Source organism: Bacteroides ndongoniae (genome assembly GCF_900108345.1).
Classification (GTDB): Bacteria; Bacteroidota; Bacteroidia; order Bacteroidales; family Bacteroidaceae; genus Bacteroides; species Bacteroides ndongoniae.
Genome location: NZ_FNVV01000013.1, coordinates 877,911 through 903,791, shown reverse-complemented (window position 1 = coordinate 903,791; position 25,881 = coordinate 877,911). Strand labels below are relative to the sequence as shown.

The 25,881-nt window shown below is 51.0% G+C and carries 23 protein-coding genes; 6 read left to right on the top strand and 17 right to left on the bottom strand.

All coding sequences use genetic code 11. The features are described from left to right. Positions 1-191 precede the first annotated feature (191 nt). Together BQ5591_RS08285 and BQ5591_RS08280 are read left to right on the top strand one after the other, a co-directional pair. Entirely contained in the window at positions 192-629 is a 438-nt protein-coding gene (locus BQ5591_RS08285) for a DUF2867 domain-containing protein (RefSeq protein WP_071148966.1), read from the top strand. A gap of 41 nt (positions 630-670) precedes the next feature. Further along, positions 671-1,432: a class I SAM-dependent methyltransferase gene (locus tag BQ5591_RS08280; RefSeq protein ID WP_071149386.1), complete on the top strand. Its 762-nt coding sequence runs from the start codon at positions 671-673 to the stop codon at positions 1,430-1,432. Positions 1,433-1,553: 121 nt separating this feature from the next. Here the strand turns inward: BQ5591_RS08280 and BQ5591_RS08275 are convergent, their stop codons facing one another. The 16 genes from BQ5591_RS08275 to BQ5591_RS08200 all read right to left on the bottom strand — a co-directional run bounded on the left by BQ5591_RS08275 (position 1,554) and on the right by BQ5591_RS08200 (position 17,285). Next, positions 1,554-3,242: a zincin-like metallopeptidase domain-containing protein gene (locus BQ5591_RS08275; protein ID WP_071148965.1), complete on the bottom strand. Its 1,689-nt coding sequence runs from the start codon at positions 3,240-3,242 to the stop codon at positions 1,554-1,556. Between the two features lie 5 nt (positions 3,243-3,247). Then, positions 3,248-3,859, bottom strand: coding sequence for a hypothetical protein (locus BQ5591_RS08270; protein ID WP_071148964.1), 612 nt, complete (start codon positions 3,857-3,859; stop codon positions 3,248-3,250). 79 nt (positions 3,860-3,938) lie between these two features. After that, on the bottom strand, positions 3,939-4,130 hold the full coding sequence (locus BQ5591_RS08265) for a hypothetical protein (protein WP_005815998.1): 192 nt from the start codon (positions 4,128-4,130) through the stop codon (positions 3,939-3,941). Further along, positions 4,127-5,677 carry a glucosaminidase domain-containing protein gene (locus BQ5591_RS08260; RefSeq protein WP_071148963.1) on the bottom strand — a complete coding sequence of 517 codons (1,551 nt, stop codon included), beginning with the start codon at positions 5,675-5,677 and terminating at the stop codon, positions 4,127-4,129. The genes BQ5591_RS08265 and BQ5591_RS08260 overlap by 4 nt, the downstream gene beginning before the upstream one ends. A 4-nt stretch (positions 5,678-5,681) precedes the next feature. Continuing rightward, positions 5,682-8,066 carry a MutS N-terminal domain-containing protein gene (locus BQ5591_RS08255; protein WP_071148962.1) on the bottom strand — a complete coding sequence of 795 codons (2,385 nt, stop codon included), beginning with the start codon at positions 8,064-8,066 and terminating at the stop codon, positions 5,682-5,684. A 25-nt stretch (positions 8,067-8,091) separates the two neighbouring features. Then, entirely contained in the window at positions 8,092-9,888 is a 1,797-nt protein-coding gene (locus BQ5591_RS08250) for a hypothetical protein (RefSeq protein WP_071148961.1), read from the bottom strand. A 7-nt stretch (positions 9,889-9,895) separates the two neighbouring features. Continuing rightward, positions 9,896-10,180, bottom strand: a complete 285-nt coding sequence (locus BQ5591_RS08245) for a hypothetical protein (protein WP_025068803.1) — start codon at positions 10,178-10,180, stop codon at positions 9,896-9,898. Between the two features lie 23 nt (positions 10,181-10,203). Continuing rightward, the gene (locus BQ5591_RS08240; protein ID WP_071148960.1) at positions 10,204-11,034 is read right to left on the bottom strand and encodes a M23 family metallopeptidase; all 831 of its coding nucleotides are present in this window, start codon (positions 11,032-11,034) and stop codon (positions 10,204-10,206) included. A gap of 24 nt (positions 11,035-11,058) precedes the next feature. After that, a complete protein-coding gene (locus BQ5591_RS08235) occupies positions 11,059-11,724 on the bottom strand; it encodes a hypothetical protein (RefSeq protein ID WP_008781610.1) in 666 nt (221 codons plus the stop codon). Between the two features lie 12 nt (positions 11,725-11,736). Further along, complete coding sequence (locus BQ5591_RS08230) at positions 11,737-12,420, bottom strand: hypothetical protein (protein ID WP_005816003.1); 684 nt, start codon at positions 12,418-12,420, stop codon at positions 11,737-11,739. Positions 12,421-12,431: 11 nt separating this feature from the next. Next, the gene (locus BQ5591_RS08225) at positions 12,432-13,127 is read right to left on the bottom strand and encodes a hypothetical protein (protein WP_005807186.1); all 696 of its coding nucleotides are present in this window, start codon (positions 13,125-13,127) and stop codon (positions 12,432-12,434) included. Beyond that, positions 13,108-13,596, bottom strand: a complete 489-nt coding sequence (locus BQ5591_RS08220; RefSeq protein WP_005816004.1) for a PH domain-containing protein — start codon at positions 13,594-13,596, stop codon at positions 13,108-13,110. Before BQ5591_RS08220 ends, BQ5591_RS08225 begins: the two co-directional genes overlap by 20 nt. Before the next feature lie 12 nt (positions 13,597-13,608). Further along, the gene (locus BQ5591_RS08215; protein ID WP_005807184.1) at positions 13,609-14,760 is read right to left on the bottom strand and encodes a toprim domain-containing protein; all 1,152 of its coding nucleotides are present in this window, start codon (positions 14,758-14,760) and stop codon (positions 13,609-13,611) included. Positions 14,761-14,764: 4 nt separating this feature from the next. Then, on the bottom strand, positions 14,765-16,264 hold the full coding sequence (locus BQ5591_RS08210) for a hypothetical protein (protein ID WP_005807183.1): 1,500 nt from the start codon (positions 16,262-16,264) through the stop codon (positions 14,765-14,767). Positions 16,265-16,289: 25 nt separating this feature from the next. Further along, positions 16,290-16,514: a hypothetical protein gene (locus BQ5591_RS08205; RefSeq protein ID WP_005807182.1), complete on the bottom strand. Its 225-nt coding sequence runs from the start codon at positions 16,512-16,514 to the stop codon at positions 16,290-16,292. A gap of 12 nt (positions 16,515-16,526) precedes the next feature. After that, positions 16,527-17,285: a DUF4099 domain-containing protein gene (locus BQ5591_RS08200; protein WP_005807181.1), complete on the bottom strand. Its 759-nt coding sequence runs from the start codon at positions 17,283-17,285 to the stop codon at positions 16,527-16,529. 236 nt (positions 17,286-17,521) lie between these two features. Between BQ5591_RS08200 and BQ5591_RS08195 the strand changes: the two genes are divergently transcribed. Next, positions 17,522-18,172: a M23 family metallopeptidase gene (locus tag BQ5591_RS08195; protein ID WP_005807180.1), complete on the top strand. Its 651-nt coding sequence runs from the start codon at positions 17,522-17,524 to the stop codon at positions 18,170-18,172. Here BQ5591_RS08195 and BQ5591_RS08190 read toward each other — a convergent pair. Continuing rightward, positions 18,167-19,006, bottom strand: a complete 840-nt coding sequence (locus tag BQ5591_RS08190) for a phosphoribosyltransferase (protein WP_005807179.1) — start codon at positions 19,004-19,006, stop codon at positions 18,167-18,169. The two genes, BQ5591_RS08195 and BQ5591_RS08190, sit on opposite strands and share 6 nt — an antisense overlap. Positions 19,007-19,369: 363 nt before the next feature. Between BQ5591_RS08190 and BQ5591_RS08185 the strand changes: the two genes are divergently transcribed. The 3 genes from BQ5591_RS08185 to BQ5591_RS08170 all read left to right on the top strand — a co-directional run bounded on the left by BQ5591_RS08185 (position 19,370) and on the right by BQ5591_RS08170 (position 25,751). Next, positions 19,370-19,594, top strand: coding sequence for a DUF7688 family protein (locus tag BQ5591_RS08185; protein ID WP_005807178.1), 225 nt, complete (start codon positions 19,370-19,372; stop codon positions 19,592-19,594). Between the two features lie 99 nt (positions 19,595-19,693). Next, on the top strand, positions 19,694-20,335 hold the full coding sequence (locus BQ5591_RS08180) for a hypothetical protein (RefSeq protein WP_005807177.1): 642 nt from the start codon (positions 19,694-19,696) through the stop codon (positions 20,333-20,335). Between the two features lie 430 nt (positions 20,336-20,765). Beyond that, positions 20,766-25,751 carry an N-6 DNA methylase gene (locus tag BQ5591_RS08170; RefSeq protein ID WP_071148959.1) on the top strand — a complete coding sequence of 1,662 codons (4,986 nt, stop codon included), beginning with the start codon at positions 20,766-20,768 and terminating at the stop codon, positions 25,749-25,751. Positions 25,752-25,881: the final 130 nt, after the last annotated feature.

The following is a 25,881-nucleotide window of genomic DNA, read 5'->3' as shown; positions in this document are numbered from 1 at the left end:
GGGGCTGGCATTTTCTCCAGCCCTATATCCTTTTCTCAATCGTTGTATTCCTCTTATAGCTTTTTCTTGGCTTTTCTATATTGCTTATCTTGTTAATTGTCCCTCAAAAAGGACGCAATATCATAAATTATAGCGAACTTTGTAATTAAACGGTGAAAATCAAAAAATGTAAACTGTTGAGATAATGAATTATGAGAAACAATAAGAGTTACAATTATACAGATGAGTTTAGTGATATAGTCCATACTGCAAGATTTATAAATGCTGCAGAGTTGTCTGGGCTGTTCTTTTCTGCACCAAAGTGGATAACCCTATTGATGAAAATTCGTAATGCCATTATGAAGCCTTTTGGACTAAAAAGAGGAAAAGATTTATCGGATTTGGTGCATATTGAGACTGAGAATTTGGCAACTATAAGTAAAAATGACAAGCATCTTGATTTGGAAATTGCTTTTATGACTGAGCGTGTGGAATGTGACAGTCAACGCATATCTGTAAGTACAAAAGTCAGATTCCATAATCGTTTTGGAAAATGTTATTTTGCCATAATCAAACCGTTCCACAATTTAATTTGCAAAACACTCTTGCTACGAGCAAAAAACAACATTGAAAAATCTGTTTGCAGATAAGCATTATAATGCACCTGCAATCAATAAAGAAATCAAGGAATATGAATACAGATTATAAGGTCGGAGATTTTATCTATGATGCAGATATTTATGATGGACTGAATAAATTTCTGTCCGATTTAGAGTTTTACAAAAAATGGTTACCCAAAAATAAAGAGGCCAAAATACTTGAACTTTGCTGTGGAACGGGAAGACTTACGATTCCAATAGCAAAGGATGGCTATGACATTAAGGGCGTTGATTATACTTCATCCATGCTTGAACGGGCAAAGGAAAAAGCGCTTCAAGCCGGATTAAAAATAGATTTCATTGAAGCGGATATAAGAGAACTAAACTTGGGAGAGAAATTCGATCTTATTTTTATTCCGTTCAATTCTATTCATCATCTGTATAAAAATGAAGATTTGTTTGAGGCGTTGAATACTGTAAAAAAACACCTGAAAGATAACGGTTTGTTTTTATTGGACTGCTTCAATCCCAATATCCAATATATTGTCGAAAACGAACGGGAACAACATGTTATGGCTGAATATACTACAAATGATGGAAGAAGTGTATTGATAAGACAAAGTATGCATTACGAAAGTGCATCTCAAATCAATCGTATAAAGTGGCAGTATTTTATTGACGGTACATTTCACTCAGTCCAGAATATGGACATGAGACTGTTCTTTCCACAAGAGTTAAATTCATATCTTCATCAAGCGGGATTTAATGTTGTCCATAAATTCGGTGATTTTACAGAGTGTGAGTTTAATGACAATTCGGAAAAACAAATATATATACTGGAACTCAAGAAGTAGAGATGAGCAATAGAATTATACCATCTAAAAATAACCTGCACTGTTACGTATGTCGTAACCTGAAAATGATTATTGTATAGCAAAGGGGCTGGCATTCACACCAGCCCCAAATCCTTTTCATTCATCGTCGCATTCCACCGCTATATTCGGCCTCCTGCTGTTCCTCCCTGTATTCTTCCAGGTCGTTCAGTTGCTCATTCACGCCCTGGAGATTGGCATCCAGTGTCATGTTGTGGTCATAAGGGTAATGATGCTTCACGGTCATGCCCGCGTTGGTCATCGTCCCCACATCCAGCGAGTCACTGTCCCTGTTGTAATTGACATGCAGCACGTCGCCGTTCGGCATTTCGAAGACCGGCATCTTGTGCCGCGTCATTTCCGCAAACTGTTCTGCAGCCATCTCCCTCGCCAATGCCTTCACATCCTCGCTGGCCCTGTCAACTCCATATCTTCGGATATGGTCTCGAACTTCCTGTTCGGTGTATTTCAGCATCACGTCATAAGTTCCTCCTACACTACCGTTATACACGACAGCGAAATGCTGGTCTTCAATCAGCAGGTCATCGCCACGGTTCTGCAAAGGAGAGGCATAGGTGTACTGTTCATCCATTCCGTTCCCGTCGTAATACTCTTTCGCAAGAGTGAGCAGCCCGTTGTAGTCCCCTTTGTCTTTCAGTGCGTCAAGTCGGTTGGTATCGTCCGCCATTTGCAGATAGGCTACAGAAGCATAATATACCTTTTCCTTCGGGGTTTCCGTCCGTTCCTGATTTTCGGTCTTTTCCCTTTCTATATCCCTGGCTATCTGGTCTATTTTCTGCGTGATCATGGATGATGCCTTCTTCACGTCCATAAGTACGGTCTTAATGTACTGGGGTGACTCCTTCAGGTTATCCAGCCACGATTTCAGATACGGACAACTGTCCTCTTTTATATGTTTGGCCATTCCGTAGCGTTGGGAGATCAATGCACCGCACAATTCGGCCACAAGTTCTTCATCGCTATACTCCTTTGAACCGAAAGAGGTCGGTTGGAAACGGTTTAGCACACCTTCCGCACCAGTTGAATGTCCCATCTCATGGAACAGTGTTCCGTAAAATGCTTCCCCGTCCTTGAACTGCACCTTCTCCGGTACGGTGATTTCATTCTTGCTAATCGAGTAAAAGGCATCATCCTGATGTTTCACGTTGATGGGACATATCCATAGATTGTCGCGTATCATCCTATCCACCGGTTCGAAACTGAACATTTCACCTTCATGGACGAATGGACGGCCGTTTTCCTTTTCCAGCTTCTCCCACAGTTCAGGACGAGCCTCTTTCAGATTCGTCTGGGCGACGTTGAACACGCGGAATACCTGCATCTTGGGATACACGTTATACTCTTTCTTTTCGTCCTCGGACAAGTTTTTGTAATCGTCATACTTGATCTTCTCCTTGGTCTCCTTGTGGATGCAGGTAAATGTGGTCAGCATGACGGGAAACGATTTCTCGCCTTTCAGTACCGATACCCTCGGCAGTTCCTCGCCGTTCTTGCCCGGTTTGTTCAGTCTCTGCACGCAATCAAATGTGCAGAACCTCGGAATAGTGTATCCTTCCTTTTCGCAGTGCAGCATGAGCATAAGCGCATTCATACCGTTGTATTCGCGTCCGGACAGATTGCGTGGCCACTGAAGGCTGCCCTCGGTGAACCAGGGCTTCTTCCAGTCCTTGCTGATAGTCTCCAGCTTTTCAATCATCATTTCCGCAAAGAGGTCGAGAGCCTTGTCTTCGCTGTTCGGCCCGTCTGTATTTTGTCTCCTGTAGCCTGCCATAACCGTTACTGATTGGAGTTAGACGAATCTGCGACACATTGTGTAAGTTCCTCTACACGGCAGGATACATTAGGCTTACCGTTATGGACAGTCAGGCCCATCTCGCCCTTGGCATCGATCTTCACACCAGGCTGGAGCCATTCTTCACGCTGCCTGTTGAAGCAGAAGAAACGTACCCATTGGTACTCAAAGCCGTCAGCGACTTTCTCCGTGCTGAATGCCGAGAACATCGTGTAGGACTGGTCTTTCTTGTCCTTCTTTTCCTCGATGTTCTTTCCGACCTTTCCACAGAAAACCATCTCTCCTTTGAGAGTATTGGCCGCATCGGCAGCCACATCGCGGATCTCGTTTGCGAAAAGGTTGAAATAGGTCCTGTCGCCCCTGTGCTTCAGGTACATCGTACCGTCAATCTCGACACGTGAGCCTTTCCCGTAGCAGGAGGCTTCCTCCTGACCGCCATCTTTGCTCACATCGATCTCGACAGGCTTTTCCTGACCATCAGTTGCAGGAACCATTATCTGGAGAGGGAACGTAAAAAACGGTTTTCCCTCCTTGTTTGTGCGTGTAGTAGCATCGCGGTTGATAATACCGCATACAGTAACATTACATTTAATCATAACTCGTTTTGTTTTTAGAATGGTACATATCATCCGGCAAATGCTGGTTATATTGATGTTGAAGGTCTGAGAGCATATTCTAATCGGGCGCACGGATCATCGCCCAGACAAGCCATCCGGCAACGAGCAGCTGCACTCCCACGATAAGGAATGTTGCCGTCAAGCCAAACAGCTTGTAGCAGGACAGGACATACAAAGCCAGGTAGGATAATCCTGCCAGATACTTGCATAGCTGTATCATCACGCATTTTATCATATCGCCATGCTTCATCTTTTCAGATTTTCCGTTTGTCCTCGCTGCTCGGACATGCCCTGTTCGAAATTCTGTGAAGCCATTTCCGAAAGGATGGCAGTATTCAGCAATCCCGTCACGCGCATCCGCTTGGCTTCATCCGTAAGGGTACTGTTGTTCAGCACGGCCGACAGCCGGCTCAATTCTGCGGAACTCAACTCGCGCGATATATGCTGTTCGCCGTTATCCGCCTGAAGGACGGCTTTCCCGTTCTCTTTCATGGTCAGACTACAGCTTTTCATGTCAGGCAGCAGTGGTTTCAAGTCGATCTTTCCGCTATCCATGGCCCCCGAAACGGCGGCTTTCTGCTCTTCCTCGTTCTTGCTGTCAATCTGAACGGCCAGCACCATCAGTGAGGTAAAGGCCGTCATGGCCATCTCCATGACAGGGTCATTGCATCCGGACATGCCGACGCCACTGTCCTCCGAGGACAGCAGCTTTTTCATCCAGTCTTCGGTAGAAAGAGGTTTCTCGATTTTGGGTTCTTCTGTACTACGGTATTTCGCAAGCAGGTCATTGCCGTTGTACAGCACCTGCTGCTTGATATTGCCTTTCTGCGCAATCTCGGCCAGATATGCAGCCGGGTCGATGTCACGGCGCGTCCCGTCCGAATGGATGTTCACCACCCCGAAATGCAGGTGCTCTCCCGTGGTCCGTGTCCCCGTGTTGCCCGAGGTTCCAAGGCGTTGTCCTGCCTTGACACTGTCTCCCGCCTTGACTGCGATATCGCCAAGGTGCATATAGGTACACTGCACCTTGCTTCCATCCGGGCGGCTGTATTCGACGGTTACACTCTTGCCTCCGGCAGAGTTGGCATTGCCGTTTACCGAAACGACCTTTCCGCCGTTTTCCGTGGCCAGCACCGCATCGCCTTTGCATCGTATGTCAAGCCCCTTGTGCATCTGCTGCTTTTCTTTGTCCATCGGGTCCTGACGCATTCCGAAAGCAGAAGTGACAAAGAGGAATTCCTTGCGTTCCACCGGAAATGAATAGGCTTCTGCCTTTTCTTTCTCCTGGAGAGGATTGCTTTCCAGACCGAACTGCTTGCCCTGCGCGGCCATTTCCTGCATGACCTGATGGTCGTATTTGTCCAGGCCGTTCTGCTCGATGATCTTCTGCAGAGTCCCGGCATAGTTGCCCCCGGTCGCGTAACCGGCTTTGGCTATACCTTCCGTCCATCCCTTGTAGTCATCGGGACGGAGATTGAAACATTCCGCGTAGCGGCTGTTCTCCTTAAGGAACCTCGAATGGTGTTCATAGGAGTCTCCTACGTTATCATAGCTGCAGAATTTCTCGTTCGGCTTGTCATCCGAATACAGGCTGTACCGGCCGCCTTCCGCAATCCATGACTGTGTGGCCTTGATGCCGAAATGATTGTTTTCCTTGCGGGCCAGTTCACTCTGTCCGTTGGAACTCTCAAGGATCCCTTGTGCAAGTGTTACCGAAGCGGGGATGCCATACCGGCGCATCTGCTCCATGGCGTACTCTGCATACTTGTCTGCATATTCTTTATTTTTTCCTGCCATATCATTACCTCCTCATGCTTGAACGCTGTTCATTTTCTTCCGGCTCAATCCTGCGTTCGGACTGTTTCTCCTGTGCCGTATCAAAGAGAGTCCGTGTCTGGCCGTTTCCGGCTGTCCTTTCTGTTATGCCCGTTGTTCTGTTCCGGGCATCCGCGAGTCCTTCTGCATCCCGTATCACCACTCTTGCACCGCTTCTCGCAAGTTTCTGAAGGAAAGTATCGAGCTGGCTGACTGGGAATGTCACGGAAGCCGTAAAGCCTTTTTTCATGTCAGCCTCGTGCTTCTCCATTTTCAAGGCAAGCGTTTCCGTTACCTTGACGGCATCCTCGTTATAAGCCGTATAGTTGTCACCGGTTCTTACAAACTGGATAGCGTCCGGGTGTTTGGCCTTTATCTTGTCCCAAGCCTCTCTCTGCGGACTGACGGATTCAACGGTACGCTCTTCTCCATTCTGTCGGCTGACAGCTTCTCCCTGCCGTATCTCGGTTTCCTTCTCCTGCTTTTTCCCGGCGTGTTCCTCCTGCGACTGTCCCTTTTGCAGTATATCGGCAAACAGCGAGGCAGCCAGGTGCCGTTTGTAGCTGTCACGGTCTTCCGCCACCCACATGCGCTGCCATTGTTGCGGTGATACACTGCGCGGCTGCAGTTTCTGCCCGTCAATCGTTACGGCACACAGTACACCGTCCTGCTTGGTTTTGAATACGGACACACGCTGTATCCGGTTCAGGTCCACGTCCTGTGTCCCGCTGTTGAACAGATCGACTTTCAGGTCGGGCTTGATTTCAGCAAGCGCGTAATATTTATGAGCCAGTTCCATGCGGACCTTGTCTATATTATCCATGGACTGCTTGAGTGTGGAAAAGAAGCGGTTTATGTCTTCCTTATCGGGGTATATGCTATAACCTCTCTGATGCTCCGGCTTTATATAGAGAGCCCATCGGTTCTTGTCGTCCTGAATCATCTGGATCTTGTCAAATCCTACTTCGTTGGCCCGTTTTACTGCAGGGCTCACGTTCAGGGTCGAAAGCACTTCCAGGGCCCAGTTGTTCAACCGTGCCAGAGAGACCTGTTTCTCGGCAAAATACTTGTCATCAGGTCTGTAACCCAAGGCTCCGTCCGGATTGAAGAAACGCACAGTCTCGATGCCTTCCCGACGTAAAGCACGTCCGATACGGGCTTTGTTCATGCCGGGAATCTCGTTGTCCACCTCCGGTGATGCCCCGGCGGGAAGGATCACATCAGCCGACTTTGATACGGGATCTATGACAAGGACAATGGTTTTCTTGTCCTTGTCCGGACGTTTCCGTAACTCATCGGCCACGAAATAATGCTTGGGCAGCTGGTCCTGCATGTCAGATGTCTGTTTCCTGTTCCGCAAGGTGGCATATTCGATTTTCTCTCCACGTTCCGCTTTACGGATAACTTCGAGAGCATTGTTCACGTCACTCTCGAGGGCATCTATCATATTCGGGTTCTCTTTGAGTTCCCGGTCCCAATATTCCACCAAACTGAGACTTTCGTCGGACAAGCGGGCTGGCAGTCCCAGCTCCAGCATCTTGATTCCCGATGCTATTTCCACGACCAGCCGTTCCTGTTTGACGGCATCGTCGGAAGGCGGCATACCGTTTTTCATCACCATTCCCTCGCGGGCAAGCCGCTGCTGATGTCCGGTGGCACTTACTATCTGGCGCAGGGTTTCCTGCACATAATCGTTGTAATGGTCAAAGTTCTTTTGGCGGGGCATATAGACGGCATCTTTGTCCGTTTCATAATGGGGCATTCCGCTGCCATCGTAACGGACCGGCACAAGGTTGTCACGCATTTTCAGCAAGAAATCATTGAAGCGGATATGCATACGCCGTGTGTCTGCCTCCGAATATCCTCGTTCCATGGCATTCCCATCCTGTTGCAGAACGGCCCTGTAAGCCTCTTCGTCCACATGGGGAAATGTCGTCTGGTCTATATTGAACAGAGTGCGTATCTCTCTGTTATGTACTCCCTTATATTGTTTCTTCTGCTCATCGTCCAATGTGAGGTAGGTTCCCCGGTTGATGAACTCTTCAGGATTGTTCCTGTGGACATATTTGTTCCAGTTATAGTACAGGAACGGCACACCCTGTTCATGCTCACGTACCGACGTGCCTCGGGCCTTGGCATCACTGAACAAGGTGAACAGGTTCGTATTGCATCCGTTCCGGTCGGAATGCAATGCCATGAACAGTGCATTGAACGGGCTGGCCGACACGCCGTGCGGGTACAGCCTCGGATACCTCTTTCCAGAAGCGTTGAGCCAGTAACCATTGGCCTTCGAAGCCTCTCCCAAAGCAGTGGAAAGCAGACTGATTTGCCTTTCCTCTGCATTTTTCTCTATTTTGGATTTTTCTTTCATACAGTATATGTTTTGGGGTTATATGCTACTGGATACCTCGTGTACGCACGATAGTCTCCTGTTGGCCGTTGTCGTAATTGTCCGAGGCCCTTTGACGGAGCTGTTCGCTTCTGGCGAGTACGGCGTTTGCCAGCGTGTTGAGCGGTAAGGCTCCGGCCCGGTATGCGTCAGTCACGGTCTGCGATAATTGGATAGTACAGGGTACACGGTCAATTGTCGCGACAAGCATGTTGCCTTGAAGTACGGGATTCGTGATGCGGGGATTGAGCGGTTCGTCAGGATAATGGCGGTATTGGGCTGCACCTCTATTGGCCGTGTTCATTTCGCCTTCTGACCGTTCACGCAGCACTTCATGCCCGGCCTTGTTCAGCAGGTTCGCCCCGCCGAGACCGATAAGGAGCATCTTCAGCAGCGGATTCCGCACAAACATACCGGCCACTATGCTGGCTATAGGCAGCAGGTTGTCCTTGATGTTCAGGGACTGTGTCTTGCCTGTAAATACTCCCAGCAGAATATCCGGCAGCATCGCCATCACATAGCCGAGATTGCCGGCAATGTCTCCCATGCCGCTCAGTCCAAGGGTGCCGAGCAGATCTTCCCATCCGCCCGTGTTGCCGTTGGATGCCGGCGTTTCAGACAGGTCATTCACGGGATGTACCCCTGTTTCCTGCATGACCTCCGGCTCTTTTTCCGGTTGTACCGATTCCTGATGTACCTGTTCCGGCTCTTCCGCATCCGTTTGTTTCTTTTCCTCCAGACTTTTCAGGTAGGCTTCTTCCTGCCCCGGTGCGACGACCAGCGGCACATCCTTGTAGCGTTCCGGCCGTTCCTGTTTCAGCTTGTCCTGCAAGCCTTTCAGGAACGGGAACGGCTGCTGCTTCTTCATCCAGTCCGTAAAGTTGAAATTGCAGACCGGTATCTGTTTCTTCAGCTGCTCATTGGCGGTCGCCGTGAAACTGTCCTTGTCTGCGGTCATGGTGGCTGCTTCACGCCGGAAATCTTCAAACACATTGTGTTCGCTGCCGAATACACCCTGGCTGATACATTGTTCGACTGAAATCGACTTGGGGTCTTCCGGCTCCAAATGTGCCATGGTGGCGGAGACGGCAGCATCCACACCGATGAATCTGGCGAATGCCGCCCATGAGCCGGCACCGCCCAGCATGACGGTATCCGCCGAGGCACCCAACAGCCATCCCGCACCCTGCTCAACTTTGCTCGGCCGGTAAGCGGCCTCGCCACGCTTCTCGATCTCCTCGGCAAGCGGGGAACGGCTCAACATCTGCGGCAGGCCGAACAGGCTTGATTCCGCGGCCTTGCGGATGATATAATCAGCCGAAGACTTGGGCATACGGTCTTTCACCAGTTTGTCTATCATCTGCTGTTCCAGACGATAGTCCATGTAGGCATAGGCGAGATCGCCGCCAAGCTGTTCCGACAGTTCGTCGTACCGTTCGCGGCCGATTTCCTTCACGACTGCATCACGCCATTGCCCGGCCATATACGCAAGGTCGTGCTGTATGTCTTCCGAAGCGGCGATTTTCTCCTTGCACATCTCTACATAATCTTCCGTTGTCTTGGAGTTCCATTCGCCGGTAACTTTGAGCAGCTGGTACGGGTCGTTCAAAGGTTGGGCTGAAGAAGCCATCATGCTGAGAACCCCGCCAAGGGAGGTGGAATATTCCTTCATTTCCTCACCTTGTTTCCGGGCAAGATAATCTCTTGTCTCATCCATGACGGAAGCAAGGTGGTAACGGAAATAGTCATCCGAAAGACGTTCCAGTTCCGCGAATCGTCTGCTTTGTTTTATAGTTCCGTCCATAAGTATCCTATATCATATTTATCTGTTTCAACAGTTGTTCTTTTGTCTGTTCAATCGCATTGTGGTACACTTCCATCTGTTTGGGGAAGAACTCCTCCAGCCATGCGTCTTTCTCGATGTTGTCATGGATGAAGCGTATCGCCTGTTCACGCTCTATCTCCACGGAGGCTTCACCTTCCTCCCGGTTGTTGAACCATGCCTTTGTCCACCAGCGGACACCGGCCCGGTCCGGATATACCGACACGATACGCGGTATGTCGAAGCTCTGGATGTCGATGTCGAGTTCAGCCAGCGGATCAATGATGCCGCTGTAGCTTACGGCTTCGTCATGGAGTTTTTTTTTATGTCTCCGCTCATGGTGGAGAGGTACACGTTGTGACGCAGGGCCAGGTAATGCAGGAAATCAGCGATGAGCAGGTTCTGTACCTTGCTGACCAGCGGAATGGATTTATGCCCCAGTCCGAGAGGATTGGCCATGCTCGGCATGTTCTCGTAGAAATATTCTCTCATCGCCCCCATGGTGAAGATGTGGCGCAGGGACTGCTCCGTGTGCTCGGGCAACACGTAGGCTCCGCGTTGCAGATCCTCCATGTAGTACGGCAGGAAACGCAGCATCAGTTCCTCTATTTCCCGTTTGTCCTTGTCGTAATCGGTCTTCACGGTCATTTCCAGATCCGGGAATGCCGCCGTTTCATGTCCTCCCGCCTGACGAAGCGCACGGATGTTGCCGTAAAGCATGGTCAGGAACTCCAGCGGATTCAGTTCCTCTCCCTTGAACCGGGCTTCGATGTGCAGCCTGTCACCGCTCAAGGCCACAGTCTGACCGGCTTTCACGCGTTGCCCGAACTGCGCAAAGACATTTGACAGGTGTCCGTATGTCACCTCATATTCCCCGTACCGGATAGTCTGGCATATCCCGTGTACCGGATCATTGCCGACCCCTGACACGATTCCGCTCGCGACGGCAGACAGCCTGTAATATCGGGCGTTGAAGTCAATGCCATGGTGGAAAAACGGCTTGCCCGTTCCCGGGTCGGTCTGTTCGCCGTAACCGAGAGTCATTTCCACCTCCTTGCCCTGGGGCTCCTCGAAAGGCATACAGTAGCCGCTCTCGGAGTGAAGTATCATTTCTTCTGTATATTTCATTTCGTTCTGTATTGGTTCATAATGTTATCTTCTCATTCCTCCGTTATAGGTCTGTTCCTCGCTCTGGCCGGGGGAAGCCTGTGTCCTTGCCACGCTCTCCGTGTTCGTGTCACGGAAGACGCCGGCATTGTTGCCGATGAGCATCATGCCGAGGAAAGCCCCGGCGATCTTGCCCAACCACCCGAAACGTCCGAAAATGAGAAAAGCGGCGGCTATAAGGCCCGCGATACTCAATCCAGATACGTTGCCATGGCCGAGGTTACGGACAAAATTGCCGAGCATGTTCATGCCTCCGCCACTCGAAGCCTGCCGCAGGAAATTGGATACCCCGTCAAGTTTGGAATCTATTCCCGCCACAGCTCCGCTTAACGTGCCGACGGCTTCTCCGGCCTTGTCCGTCAGTCCCCGTACATCCTCGGCGGTATCTGCCAAGGCATCCGTGGCCGGTTCTCCGATGACCGCATCGCTCACGATGCGCACCACGCTCTTGTCTGTCGTCAGCTTTTCCCAGCCGACATAACCGATCGCACCTCCGACGGCGGCAGTCTTGACGGCTTGTCCGGCGCCCCGTAACGTCTGCGACGGATGAAGTGCCGCTTCACCCACGTTTTTCCCGGTTGCCAAAACAGCCTTGCCGGTACCTTTGGCCGCCTTGCCGCCATACTTCAATATTGTACTCCATACTCCCATATCTCGTTCTTTTTAAGGTCTTACATTTTTTCCGATCTGCTTCCATCTTCGTTTGGCGGCTTCCACAATGTCGCGTTTGTCCGCAACAGGGCGTGCGCCTTCGTCGATTTCATACCAGATGTCACTCATAGTCGTATATTTCACGGCCTTGGTCAGCCGTTGCAGCTTGGTGTTCATCAGCTTGAGCTTCGGCCTGATCCCGAAGACTATCTCCATGCGTTCCCTTTCCGTCATCTTGTTTTCCGCAAGACAGGCCATTCGTATGTCATTTACTATTTCCACACTGCCAAGCATCAGCTCCCGGTAAATCCTGTTGCGCTCCGTGGAAAGGGCTACTGCCAATGCGTTGGTCGTGCTCCGGCTAACCTGCCTGGTAAAATCTTCCATATTGTCCGTCAGCCTTGAGATTTCGTGATAAAAGCCATAAATCTGTGCGGCATAGCAGACGATGGACCGGAAAGAATCCAGATACTTGTTGAACTCCCTTTGCAGGTCGGCCGTAGCCTGTACTTCCTCTTTCGTCCATATATGTCCGGTAGTCTGCAGCATCATCACCTTCTCCTGGTTTTTCAGCTCTTTCTGCGCCTTGTCCGTGTAGAGCAGTATCATTCCGGCCAGAACCGGATCGTTCTGTGCCTGTATCTTGCCGATACAGATGCCCGTCAGCAGCATAACTATCAAAATCGTCCGTTTCATCGCGTCATTCTTTATCGTGTCAGGGAGGCTGCCCGGCGCCAGCGTGACATGGCCATGCGGGCCACTTCACCGTTGTTGCGGTCAAGCATACCTGCCGTCACATTTCTCCATACATCATTGAAAGTATAGTACCGGATGCTCAGGTAGAGCAGATGCAGCTTCCGGCTGAAAGCCGACAGCCTGTCATTCAGCGCCCATAGCGTAGTGCTGCGCTCCGCACCGGTCAGCATATTCTCTTCACCGCCTTTGGCAACGGCATCGTTCAGCAGTGTATATACGGAGACCAGTTCCGTGGCCGTCTCGATATAAAGGTTGTTCATGCCCATACTGGCAACGATACCCTGCGGGTTGTCCTTTATCGCTTTGCCCAGTTTACCCAGAGTCAGGAAGATCCGGACCCCGTCGTTATAGAGATGCGTACAGGCTTTCAGTGACGAAGCGTATCCGTTCACCGTCTTCAGGTAGCCGTTGTACTGTTTCTGCCATTCATGGATGCGGTTGAATTCGGCGGCGATGCTGTTCTGCAGGAGTGCCGTCTGCGTCTGTCCCTTGATCTGTTTTTCAATCTGGCCGTTTATCAGCTCGTTGCCCTCCGCCAGAGCAATCCACTCCAGCGGATTGGAAGCCGCTATCTGGGCTTTGGACACCTGCGGCAGAAGCAGGACGGCAACGAGGGCCAGACTCCAGTTAATGATTCGTGATCTCATATATTCCCTTTTTTCTTTTGTTGTATTCCACCCGTTCGCGGACAAGTGTTACTATGTCATCCCTGCGCCGGATACCGGTCAGATCAAGCCTGGGGGTATTCCGGTCCATCGAGAAAATGCTCACCGTCTTCAGCCCGCAAAGCTGCTGCAGCAGGCTTTGATTTTCCGTGAAGTCCACGATACGGTATAATTCCATATAATCTGTCTTACGCCAGATGATGCCATGCTCGCACACGAGCTGTTCGGACCCGATGCGATAGCGTATGCGTCGTAGATAGATGAACCTGTACACCAGGAACAGGGAAAGCAGAAGGGCGACCCACATGGACAGAGTCGTGAACGGCAAGCCGTCAATTCCGCCAAAGACCCATCCTGCACAGCATAACACAAGAATGGGCAGCTCGTTGATGACGAACTGTCCGGTGTGGGGCACAAACACATGAGTGCGGAATAAACGGTCTGTCTGCATGATGTTTTCGTTTTATCTGTGATAACTGGTCTGCCGTTCTTCCTCGTCCTGTCCTGAATGCCGTACTTCAATCGGATTGACCAGCCCCTCGGTCTCTTTGAGATACTCGGGATTGGTCTTGCCAAGCAACGCATCGTTCCAGTCCTTGTAGCAAGGCAGAATGGGAAATTCTCTGATATTTTCCGGGGAAATGTTCATCTGTCCGGCTATTGCCTTGAACTTTTCCACGAACAGCCGTCCGGCGGCATCATTGTCGAAACAGAGGTAATGGTGTGCCTCCGGTGTGGCGGCAAGCATACCCTTGATCTGACCCTCTGTAGGGGTACCGCCGGTAGATACATACACGCTCTTCCTGGATAGGTCCGGGTTGCTCTTGATCTGTTCCCGGTTGAGCTGATAGAAGGCCATCGCGTCATAGGCACTTTCAAACCATGCCACTCCGCCGACGGAATCCAGGTCACCCTTAAGGTTGGCTATCCACAGCCCCTCGCTTGAATTGCTGCCCTCAGCCTTGCCCTTGTAACTGCCGCTGCCGTCCGGACGCGGGCGGCCTCGTTCCTCAAGGCCGACAACCGTCCCCGGGTCTTTGGGCAAAGACATCGGAAAGGCAAGGTTCGTGTATCGGGTCCCGTCTTCACGGACTTTTGTCGCCAGGTAGAAATCTCGGTGGAAGGCATACTGTGTGTAGAGGTCGATTCCACGGTGTTTGAAGAAAGGATAGAACTTCTTCTGCGTATCCCTGTCCTGAGGGTTGAACCTGTGAATCTCGTAATCCGTTATGTCGAACGGTTTCACGTCACGTTTCGGCTGGATAATCCGTGTACTACGTTCCTCGATGGGATGGTTCAGCAACCGGTTGCACACGAGATTGACAAGCCGGTCCGGAGATACTCCTGCCCGGTATTCCGCGAAAAACTGCGGGTATTCCTTGATGAAGGATATGATGTTATAGACTTTCTGTTCCTGTGCCTTGAAACAGCACTTGCCGTTCGGCATCACGATGAACTTGTCGCCACGGATACGACGGCCTTCGCTGTCCATACGCACATACGACGGATAACGCAGACCGTCACGCTTGTTCAGATGATAGCCCGCGTCAATGAGTATGTCCTGAATGTTCAGTCTCTGTAGAAAATCATCGTATGTAAGGTCTCCGTTCCTCATAAGTTTACCTCCCCATTCTCATATCACCGATTTCCCGGTTCATCTGTGCCTCGAAATTCCGGATGGCAACATCCCTCGGAGTGTCAACACCGGGTTTGAAATAAGGACGCGGCCCATGGTAATGTTCCTCATAACACTCTGGCCCGTGATGGCATCTGAGATTATGCACGACCTCAGAAACCACCACGGCACCTGCTGAAAGGGCCGCAAGAATTTTTATGCCCAGTCCTTTGCTTGTTTCCGGACGGGGGCGCAGGTCTGCCTCGCTGAAGATCTTCGCGAAAAGTTTCGTCCGATGGTAGTCGTCCGTGGCGAGAAACTTGTCGTATTCCTTCTGGGTAATCTCGTGGCTGTAGGTCTGCCCGTCGATGACGGCGGTCATCCTGTACTTTCCCTCTTCCGGTCCGGGTTCCACGGCAATCTGGCTTATCTCGGTTCCATGCCCGCCGATCTCATCCGACAGCTGCAGGCTGTTGCCATAGTCTTCCGTCTGCCCGTTCGCCTGTGCGTATTCCTGGTAATGTCTTGCGGCCAGTTCCTCGTGCACTTCAGGATGGAGGCCGATGGCGATATGCTTGTCACTGTTCAGATCATCCAAGGTCACTTTATCCGCGAAATCTCCGGCAATGACCCCGTTCAGGAGCTCCAGACGTTGCTCAATGGAATGCTCTTCAAGAGAATTCGATGTAAGCGTTTTGATTTCCTCTTCCGTCAGGTCATAGACCATGTCCGCGTTGACATTCTCGGACTGCACGGTGAGGGTTCTGTTCTCCGCATCGACAATAAGCCCGTGCGAAGCAAGGCACTCCGACCATTTTTCGTTCGAGAAATAGACAGGCGAAGCGACAAGCTCCCTGTACGGGCGGGCAGGTTCCTGGCTGCGGGGACGGCTGACCATCGGTGTAATGGCAGCCTGCAAGTCCTGCAGGACATCACGGGGCTGTACGGGTTGTTCCGGCTGTCCTCCCTTGTAATAAAAGCCGTAGCCTCCGGACTGCAGCTCGCCGGGCTTCATGCGTCCGTCAGGACGTTCGGGGACAATGGGCGCTCCGGGGAAAAAGAGCTGTCCGCCGACCCTGCGCAGATGAAAACCGCCCTGCTGGCGCGGTGTCCATCCGAGTATGGGAGGAAACAGCCCCCAACGGCCTGTACGCCCGTATTCACCCATTCCGATACGGTAGCCGTGCAGACCCATCGCCACACGTCCGTTAGCATTGCGGGCATGGACAAAGTTCTTGGGCAGATAGAAATCCTTTGCAAGGATGCTTGTGAGCACATTGTAGGCTTTCTTGTTGGCAGTGTTTGTTCCCCAGTCCGTAAGCGCCAACAGTTGTTTCTCGGTAATCTGATAGGTCAGCAGCGGCGAATCGTGTCCCTGTACGATCAGCTTGTAGCCGCCACCGTCAAATGCGATATGGGCTTGAAGCCCGTTGCGCATCAGTATGTCGCGCATTTCAGGCTGCAAGTCCATCGCTCTGGGGTTTGTATTGGTTCGTATTGCCATAGTCTGATGTTATGATTGTTATCCGCTATGCGTTTCCTTCCTCCATCGCCGCTTCCAGCTGTTCGTCCTTGTAGCGGACAAATTCGGCGGCAGAATCATTCCCGATAACGAGGTTGCGTTCCTCACAGTAACGGGCATATTCCTCCTGCCACTCCGCGGAAAAATGGTTCACATAGTCGAGCCAGCCGTATTCGCCGCTCTGCATTTTCTCTATCAATACCTCTTCGGGATAATACTGGTGCTGTGCCATATCAATCGGTTTTTATTTGTGAATAGCTGCCGAGCGGTTGCGTTCCCCGGCTTTTTTCTGTTCGTTCCACAACTCTTCGGTATATTCCTCTTCCGGAACATAGTCGAGGTTTCCGTCATCTTCCATGACCCAGCAACCGTAACAGCCGAACGTGTATTTGTCCCATTCACGCTTGGACTGTTCCCTCCATCGCTGCTCGTCGCCGGAACAGAAACGGATACCGGTCTTGGAATGAAGGTCAATACCTACCGTGACGGGCTCATCGTCCACGACCAGCGTCAGCGGATCTCCGTGCTGCATTCCGTTCACCTCTGTTGCACCGAGATGCAGCTCCTCGGCCAGCACCTGCAGATTGCGCCCGATGATGGGCGTGGGAACATACATGACCTGCTTCGTCCCCGTGTCAATCTGGACGAAAGCCTTGTTGTGCCTGCCGTCAGCGGTTTCCACATCCGCGATGATGGCCTTGCCCTCAAGCAACTGTTTCTGCTGCGTTTCGTCAAAGCGTTCCAGCGGCGAAGATTTCAATGCCGGATAGAAGACCACGTCCGTCTGGCCACCCTCCATGCGGATAAGAGCGAATCGGGTACGGCTTTCCACCGTTTCTCCGTGCTCGTCGGTGACACGCACGGGAAGAACGGGCGAATGGCGTCCGTTGTAAATATCATCAAGGACGTGCATCGGCAGATCCTCGATCATCTCCTGCGTGAGCCCGAATCGGGCAAGCGTCGAAAAGGGAATCTCTTCAAATTCAAAATGCGCCTTTTTCATACTATATCAAGTTTGTAAAATTATGTTCGGCAAATATAGTATGACCTTGTAAATTCAAACAAAAACACAGATATATAAATGATTATAATATACCATTTTTATAACATTAGTACGATTTTCTTTGAATAATCGTACTAATTGCGATAAAATATGCAAACTAATAGCAGAATGCATGGCCGTTCATGTCGAACATAGACAGACCATGCTAATTTTGCAGCATGAGAAAAATTTTATGGATGATTATATCAGGCATTTCGCTCAGTCTGATACCGGCAATGGCACAATTCAATACAGTTTCCTCCGCTTCCGATTACTATCGGGAGGAAAGTGTGCAGGCGGCCACCAAGGACAAGGAAACAGCTTCAGACAATACGGGTTCCGGGAAAGGTGTATCGGAAAACACCGGCAAATCCGGGGCTCGCGGCGATGTGCAAAGGCAGATGGTGGTTGAGCGTTACCTGAGTGTCAGTTATCCGTTACCGAGAATCAAGGTAACTTCTCCATACGGTTACAGGAAAGACCCCTTTACCGGCAAGCGTAAATTTCATGGGGGAATCGATTTGCAGGCACGTGGCGACAAGGTGCTGGCGATGATGGCGGGAACTGTCGTAAAGGTCGGGCAGGACAAGACTTCCGGCAAGTATGTTACGCTGCAGCACGGGAACTGCATGATCAGCTATTGCCACCTTTCAAAGATTCTCGTAGCCAGGGGAACAGCCGTCCGGCCGCGTGATGCGGTCGGTATTACCGGCTCTACAGGGCGCAGCACGGGAGAACACCTGCATATCACCTGCCGCCTCAATGGCAAGAGTGTCGATCCCGCAATCCTTTTTGAGCATGTCAGGAGAGTACAGCAGGAATGTGTTTCGGCACTGGCCGAACTATGACTTTTTTCTCCCTTTGATTGCATGGCTGATACTGTCGCCCCATACCGACATCCGGACGACGGACATCGGCGGCATGGAAAACGTCTTTCCATAGAAAATGGCGGCAACCACCTTGCCGCCGTGCCTTTCTATTTCCTCCTTGTAGTCGGACACACTCTGTCCGGTCGTCAGCACATCGTCAATGATAATGATTTCTTTTCCCTTTATATCACCGGTAATCTCGTAATTCCGCTCAAGGACACGGCTGTCCGCTCCGTCCGCTTCATGTAGGCTTTCCCGGGCATCGCAGATCACCGTATCGTACAGTCCTGATGTCAGATCCGGCCTGTGCTTGCCCATATACCAGTTCAGCCGCTTGAACCGCTGTTCATACTTTATCCAGTTGCTGCACGGCATGAACATGATATGATAAGGCTTGCCGTCCGCCTGTATGGCGGTCATACATGCCTTGAAGAACTCGATGCCGTGTATCTCTCCCTGCTTGAACCGGTAGATGGAACGGCAGAATGTCCGTTGTGCTTCATTGAGAAAATCATTGTACCGTGACGGATAGTAATAGTCGTAAAATGCAATCCGGATTCCACGGAACTTGAACGGTTTGAGCGGATGCCTGTCGTCGAACCGGTCGGGATACATGCAGCAGAACATACGGCAGGCGTCTCGATGTCCGGCCATTACTGCCATACGGCAATAGCGGCCTCTTTCGTCTTCCCGGCTTGCGCTCCGTGCGGCTGCATACGCCGCTTCACCGGCTTTCCGTCGCCAGAAAGCGATGACATGCAACATCCCGACCACTATGCCGAGCAACACCAGGAGCACAAGTTTCTCACTCATATTGAACCTTTTTACTTTTGCAAAGTAAGCAAATTATCGGTGCTGGCCTTGAAATGGAACCGGTAATTTGTTCGATCCCATTATATATCCTTCTTGCCGTCCCCTTTTACAAGTCTCTTCCTTTTTCCTATGGGGCTTCCTTTCTCTTTTCGTCGGCGAATATAGGACGAAGCGTATCAATGCCAAACCGCATTCCATTCGGATGACGAAAACAGACTGCTGCACAATCGGTTTTCTATCCGGATTTGGCTTATGATACCAACTGCTTCATCCTCCTTATGCCTCAAAAAGTTGAAAATACAGCCCTCAGTTCAAAAAGAGGGAAATAAAAAACAGATTTTCAAACAATTAAAACGGAAAGAAATGAAAGAAGAAATCAGACAGGACGGCAGGACAATACTGTCAAGTGAAGACGGATTCAGCATCCGCATGTTTTTCAACAACCTGAGCGGAAAGAACTTTTCCGGAAAGGAGTACCGGGACTATGTCAGAAACATAGCCTTCGGCGAAATGGGATTCAGACCGGGAACAATCGAACTCTATTGCGACGGGAAGAAAGTCAGGACAGGCACACTTCCCGAACTCTGAACAGCAGTCAGGGGCAAAAGTCAAATTTCGTGAGGATAACTTATAAACGGGAGCCCAAGCGGTTCCGGCTAAAAGAATGAACAACTAAAAAATACAGGTATGGACACAACAGCAGCAACAATGCATCCGGCAGAAGAATATCTCCGTAACGAACAGAACCCACCGGTCTTGTATGTCAGGATTTACGGGGAACGCAGGAAATTGTTTATCAACCGTGGCGGGGAGAACGTCATCGGTATTATTGCGAAAGGGAAACGCAAACATGGCTACATCTTTTCAGACTGGAACAGCATCGAAAAAATCTATTATCCGTCACAGGAAAAGGAAGACGAAAAGGATATGGACAGGAAAATGATTCTCAAATACCAGAAGCTCGCACGCCTTGCCACGCATACCAACGACTGGCTCCGTAAGATTGCAGCAGCAGACCTTGAGAAGTCCCTGTACGAAAACCGTATCACCACGGGAACGGCTATTGACGGAAAGTGCATCCGACTCTCCACGATTGAGAAGTATTGCGGAAGCTGGGACATGCAGCGGTTCCGCCAGGCCATGAAGAATAAGGAGAAATTCTCGACGCTTCGTTTCGACTTTTGCGGTTATGACGGTACGCTTTGGTGCGAGCCGCGGGACAATGGTGACATGGCTGCAGGATTCAGCAAGGAGTACCGGAATTGCGGCAACGGCTATTACTATCTGCTAATCAATGACGAGTTTGTGATTGGTTACGATATTGACTGATAATCCACGGACAGACCTTACCGGGGCCCGGCAGGGTCTGTTTCGGCTTCGGTCTGCCGACGGCATAGTCCCTTTTTATCGACGGCATGGCCATGCGCCGTCCCTTTTTTACCTCAGATCTTCCTTTTCTATTTTTCCATCCGCCTGTTTTCAATCCTTTTCTATCCATCCCTCTTGTAGCTGCTCTTCCGTTCTCCGCCGTGCGACCTCGGGGGATTGGATTTTTCAGCAAAGGTAACCGCCGGTTTCCATTCCTGCCAATGCCGGCATTCTGCCCGTGGGGTCTCGGAAAAATCTTCCTCTCCGGCTGTCGAGCGTATTTTTCCTTACCGGCCATGGCGGATGTCCACCGCCACCTTTCAAGGCAGAAAAATAATCCCTGCGGCCGCAAACGGGCCGAAAAAAGGGAAATAAAAAAATAGGTTAAATCATGGGTTACAACAAATTGACATCATTATCGGCCAACATCAAGGCCATAGAGACAGCAGTAGCTATCCACTCGCAGGGCAGGACAGCCACGCAAGAGGAAAAACAGGTATTGGCGCAGTATTCAGGTTTCGGCGGTATCAAGGATGTACTGGACTTGGGTACGGACAAGCCGCTTGACAAAGAGGTTGCCGGGCTTTTGAACCGTCTGCTGGATGCGTTAAGGACACTTGCAGGGGGTGACGAGGCAGCTTGCCGTTCACTTGTTGAAAGCATCAAGTCATCTGTATTGACAGCGTTCTATACGCCGCAATTCCTGATTGACGCAGTGGCGGCACAGATACACAAGACCTTTTCTGCCAACGGCTTGCAGATGCAAAGTTTTCTTGAACCGAGCGTAGGCATCGGCGGTTTCCTGCCTGTAGCCATGCCCGGCACACGCAGCTATGCTTTTGAGAAAGACACCATTACAGGACTTGTACTTTCGCTGCTGCATGAGGACGCAACCACCGTAACGGCAGGCTTTGAAACGATAGGCACACAGGAGCTGGAGCATCGGAAATTCGATGTCATTGCCTCAAACATTCCTTTCGGCAACTTCCGTGTCTTCGATGCCGACCTGTGGAAAAAGGGCGGTATCTACGAACAGGCCACAAAGACCATTCACAACTATTTTTTTGTCAAGGCTATGGAACTGCTTTCCGAGGGCGGTCTGCTTGCCTTTGTCACTTCAAGAGGTGTGGCCGACACGGCAGGAAATAAGTTTGTACGTGAGTATCTGGTGAACCATGCCGACCTTATCAGCGCAGTACGTTTGCCTGACGCTCTTTTCATGCAGACAAGCGGTATCGAGGTGGGCAGCGACCTGCTCATATTCCAGAAACATACCAATAAGACGGCACTCTCCGCACGTGAACAGATGTTTTTGCAGGTAGCCAAGGAAATGTACGACATGAACGGAACGATGACTGAAAACGCCAACAGGCTGTTTTCCATGCCGAAGACCGTACTGGCGACCGACAGCCGTATCGTGATGAACCAGCACGGCAAATATGTACGCAAACACCAGTGGCTCGGCTCTGATGCGGCCATGGCACAATACCTTTCCGCTTTGCTCAAATACGACTTTGACCGGTATTTCCGCAAAATACTTTTCGGACAGCAGGGCGAAGCGTCCGTGCAGATGTCGCTGTTCGGGATGCAGGAGACGACCGCACTCTCCGTAAACAGAGGACGGAGAGCCTACACGGAAAAACTCGAGGACTGGATGAAAAGCGGTACATTGGTAATGTTCGAGGGGCAGATTGGTACGGTCGTGTTCCGCAAATCAAGCCACTATGCCGATGTGGCCGTGGATTTCGTTCCGGTGAACGAGGGAAAGGTCAATATGGAGCGTGCAGCCGACTATTTCCCTGTCCGTGAAGCGTATTTCCTGCTTTCTACGAAAGAAAGGGATTTGCAGACTGAACAGACTGCCATACGTGAGCGGCTGAACACCCTCTATGATGCCTTTGTAGCCAAATGGGGATTTTTCCATGAGAACGACAACAAGGAGTTTATCATGCTTGACAGCCTCGGTGTCGAGGTGTTCACTATCGAAATGCAGCTTGGCGGCGATATAGTCAAGGCCGACATCATGCGTGAGCCTGTGGCTTTCACTAAGATTGCGACCGACCGTATTCTACAGCCGTCGGAAGCGCTGGCAAGCAGCCTCAATTTCTACGGCAAGGTGGAAATGGACTACATCATGCGCTCTACCAGCCTGTCTGATGAAGATGTAATCGCAGCGTTGCAGGGCGAGATATTCTACAATCCTGTTACGGATGAATGGGAACACAAAGGCAAGTTCATTGCAGGCAACGTGATAGCTAAATGCACGGAATTTGTTTCCTGCATTCCCGACCTTTCGGAAAGGCAGCAGCAATGGACGGAAATATCCGTCAAGGCACTGGAGAACGCAACGCCCGAACCGATACCTTATGAAGAGTTGGATATCAATATGGGCGAGCGTTGGATTGACCCGCAACTTTACGCCGACTTTGCGGCAGAACTTTTCGGGGTGGAAGCCGAAGTGATGTACTTTGATGTCAACGATACCTATGTAGTGCGTCTGAAAGGTTACTCCCCGGCAGCATACAACACCTATTCCGTGCGCAATTTCAACGGTGAAGACCTGTTTGTTCATGCCTTGCATGACACAGTGCCGGAGATAACCAAAGAAGTGTATCGCAACGGCGACAAGGTACGTGTGCCCGACGAGGAAGCCATTCAGGAAGCGGCCACCAAGATACAGGAAATCCGCAGCAATTTCAACCAGTGGCTCGATGCCCGTCCTCTGGAAGTCAGGGATGAACTGGTACGCACATACAACGAGCGTTTCAACTGCTATGTCCGTCCGGCCTACGACGGCTCGGCACAGACCTTTCCGCAGCTTTCCTTTGAGCAGTTCCCGTACAACGAACTCTACCCGTCGCAGAAAGACGCAATCTGGATGATTAAGCAGAACGGCGGCGGTATCTGCTGGCACGAAGTAGGCACAGGCAAGACCATGATTATGTGCGTCTCGGCCTATGAAATGAAGCGTCTGGGATTGGTACAGAAGCCTCTGATTATCGGCCTGAAAGCGAATGTACACGAAATTGCCGACACGTTCCGCAAGGCATACCCGAACGCAAAAGTCCTGTACCCGGGCAAGGAAGATTTCACACCGGCCAACCGCAGAGAGGTATTTTCCAAAATCAAGAACAACAACTGGGATTGCATCATCCTGACGCACGAGCAATTCTCCAAGATACCGCAGTCCGAGGAAACCATGATAGAGATATTCACAGAAGAGCTTTACGATGTGGAGCGAAGCCTTGAAGTGTTGGAACAGTCCACCATGCGCTACCGTAGCCGCAAGATGCAGAAAGGGCTGGAAGTGAGACAGGAAAATTTGAAGGCGAAGCTGTCCGAGCTTCGTAAAAAACTGGACGACCGCAAGGATGATACCGTGGACTTTCATTCAATGGGTATAGACCACATCTTTGTCGATGAATGCCACATGTTCAAGAACCTCATGTTCCAGACACGCCACAACAGGGTAGCAGGTATCGGCAATACAAAAGGCTCGCAAAGGGCGATGAACCTGCTGTTTGCCATCCGTGACATCCAGCACCGAACGGGCCGTGACCTTGGGGCGACTTTTTTGTCCGGTACGGTGGTGGTAAATGCGCTGACAGAGCTTTATGTGATGTTCAAGTATTTGCGCCCACGTGAACTCAAGCGTCAGCAGATTAGCTGTTTCGATGCCTGGGCGGCCATATTTACCAAAAAGACAGCCGACTATGAGCTGAACGTGACAGGGGCAATCAAGCGCAAGGAGCGTTTCCGCACTTATATCAAAGTGCCCGAACTGGCGATGTTCCTGCGTGAAATCACCGACTACCGTACAGCCGACATGATACATCTTGATGTGCCGGAGAAAAATGTCCGCTTCCTCTCTCATGCGCCGACAATCGAGCAGGAAGAAATGATCGGACGCCTCGTTTCCTTTGCCGGTAGTGGAAACTGGGAAGACCTCGGGCTTGATACGATCGAGCCGGACAACCTCGACAAGGCAAAGATGCTCATTGCTACCAATGTGGCACGCAAGATGGCTCTCGACATGCGCCTTTTGGGTGAGAAGTTCAGCGATGATGCAGGTAACAAGGCTTCCATCTGCGCCCGAACCATCTATGACTATTATGTACGCTCGGCGGCCAATAAGGGTACGCAGTTTGTCTTCAGTGACCTTTCCACTTACAAGCCGAACGAGTGGAACATCTATACCGACATCAAGGAGAAGCTGGTACGCCTCGGCATCCCGGCTGATGAAATCCAGTTTATCCAGTGCGCCACCACGGAGAGGGCAAGGAAACGCCTCTTTGAAGACATGAACAGCGGCAGGGTACGTGTCCTCTTCGGCTCTACGTCGATGCTCGGTACTGGGGTCAACGCCCAGCAGCGGGCTGTGGCGGTGCATCATCTGGAGATACCATGGAGACCTGCCGACATGGAGCAGCGCAACGGTCGTGCGGTACGCAAGGGCAACACCGTGAAACTCTGGGGCGGTAACGTGGTGGACATAATCATCTATGGAACAGAGAAGACTTTGGATGCCTACAAGTTCAACCTGCTCAAGAACAAGCAGATGTTTATCAACCAGATAAACAACGGCACTATTGCCGTGCGCCGCATCGACGAGGACTGCATGGACGAGGACAGCGGAATGAACTTTGCCGAGTTCGTGGCTATTCTTTCAGGAAATACCGACCTTTTGAACAAGGCCAAGCTCGACAACAAAATCATGCAGCTGGAGAAAGAACAGGCCATATTCAAGAAAGAGCGCATCCGTGCGGAGCGTAAGATTGCGGCCAACACGGAAGCTGTCGGCAAGGCAGAGCGCATCGTGGCGCAGGTCGAGCAGGATATGGAGTATATCGCATCCTATAGCGGCAACAGGGAAACGCTGTTGCTCAATCTGCAGCAGGCTACCCGGGAAGAGACAGGCCGTGAACTGCACCGCATAGCCAAGACATACAGGGGCGAGGCTTACCGTACCATTGGCAGCTATATGGGGCTGAATCTGCTTGTCCGCAGCGAGTACACCCTTTCCGGCTCGTTCGACCGTAACGCTTTCTTTGTAGAGGGCGTAAGCGGACTGAAATACCGCTGTGGCGTGTCGGGTGCCCTGCCGTTGGGATTTGCCGAATCGGCACGATACCCGCAGGCCGCACTTGAAAGGATGCCGTCTTTGATAGAGAAGCAGCAGAAACAGATAGCCATGCTGCAGCACGAAATACCGACCTTGCAGGAAATCACCGCCCGGAAGTGGAGCAAGGCGGAAGAACTGGAGCGGTTGAAACAGGGATGTAAGGAATTGCAGCAGCGGATTGACGAGGCACTCAAGGAAGCCGAGCGTCCGCAGTCCGAAGTTCCCGAAGAAGAAAATACTGTCAGGGCTGCCTGACCGTGATTCATTGATTTAACCTTTTGCCTGTCCGGTCGTGATGATCGGGCAGGTTTTCCTGTGTTCCGACCTGCCGGGGCCCGTCTGACTTTTATAGGCTGGCATCTGCCTTTTTTATCCTCCTTTTCCC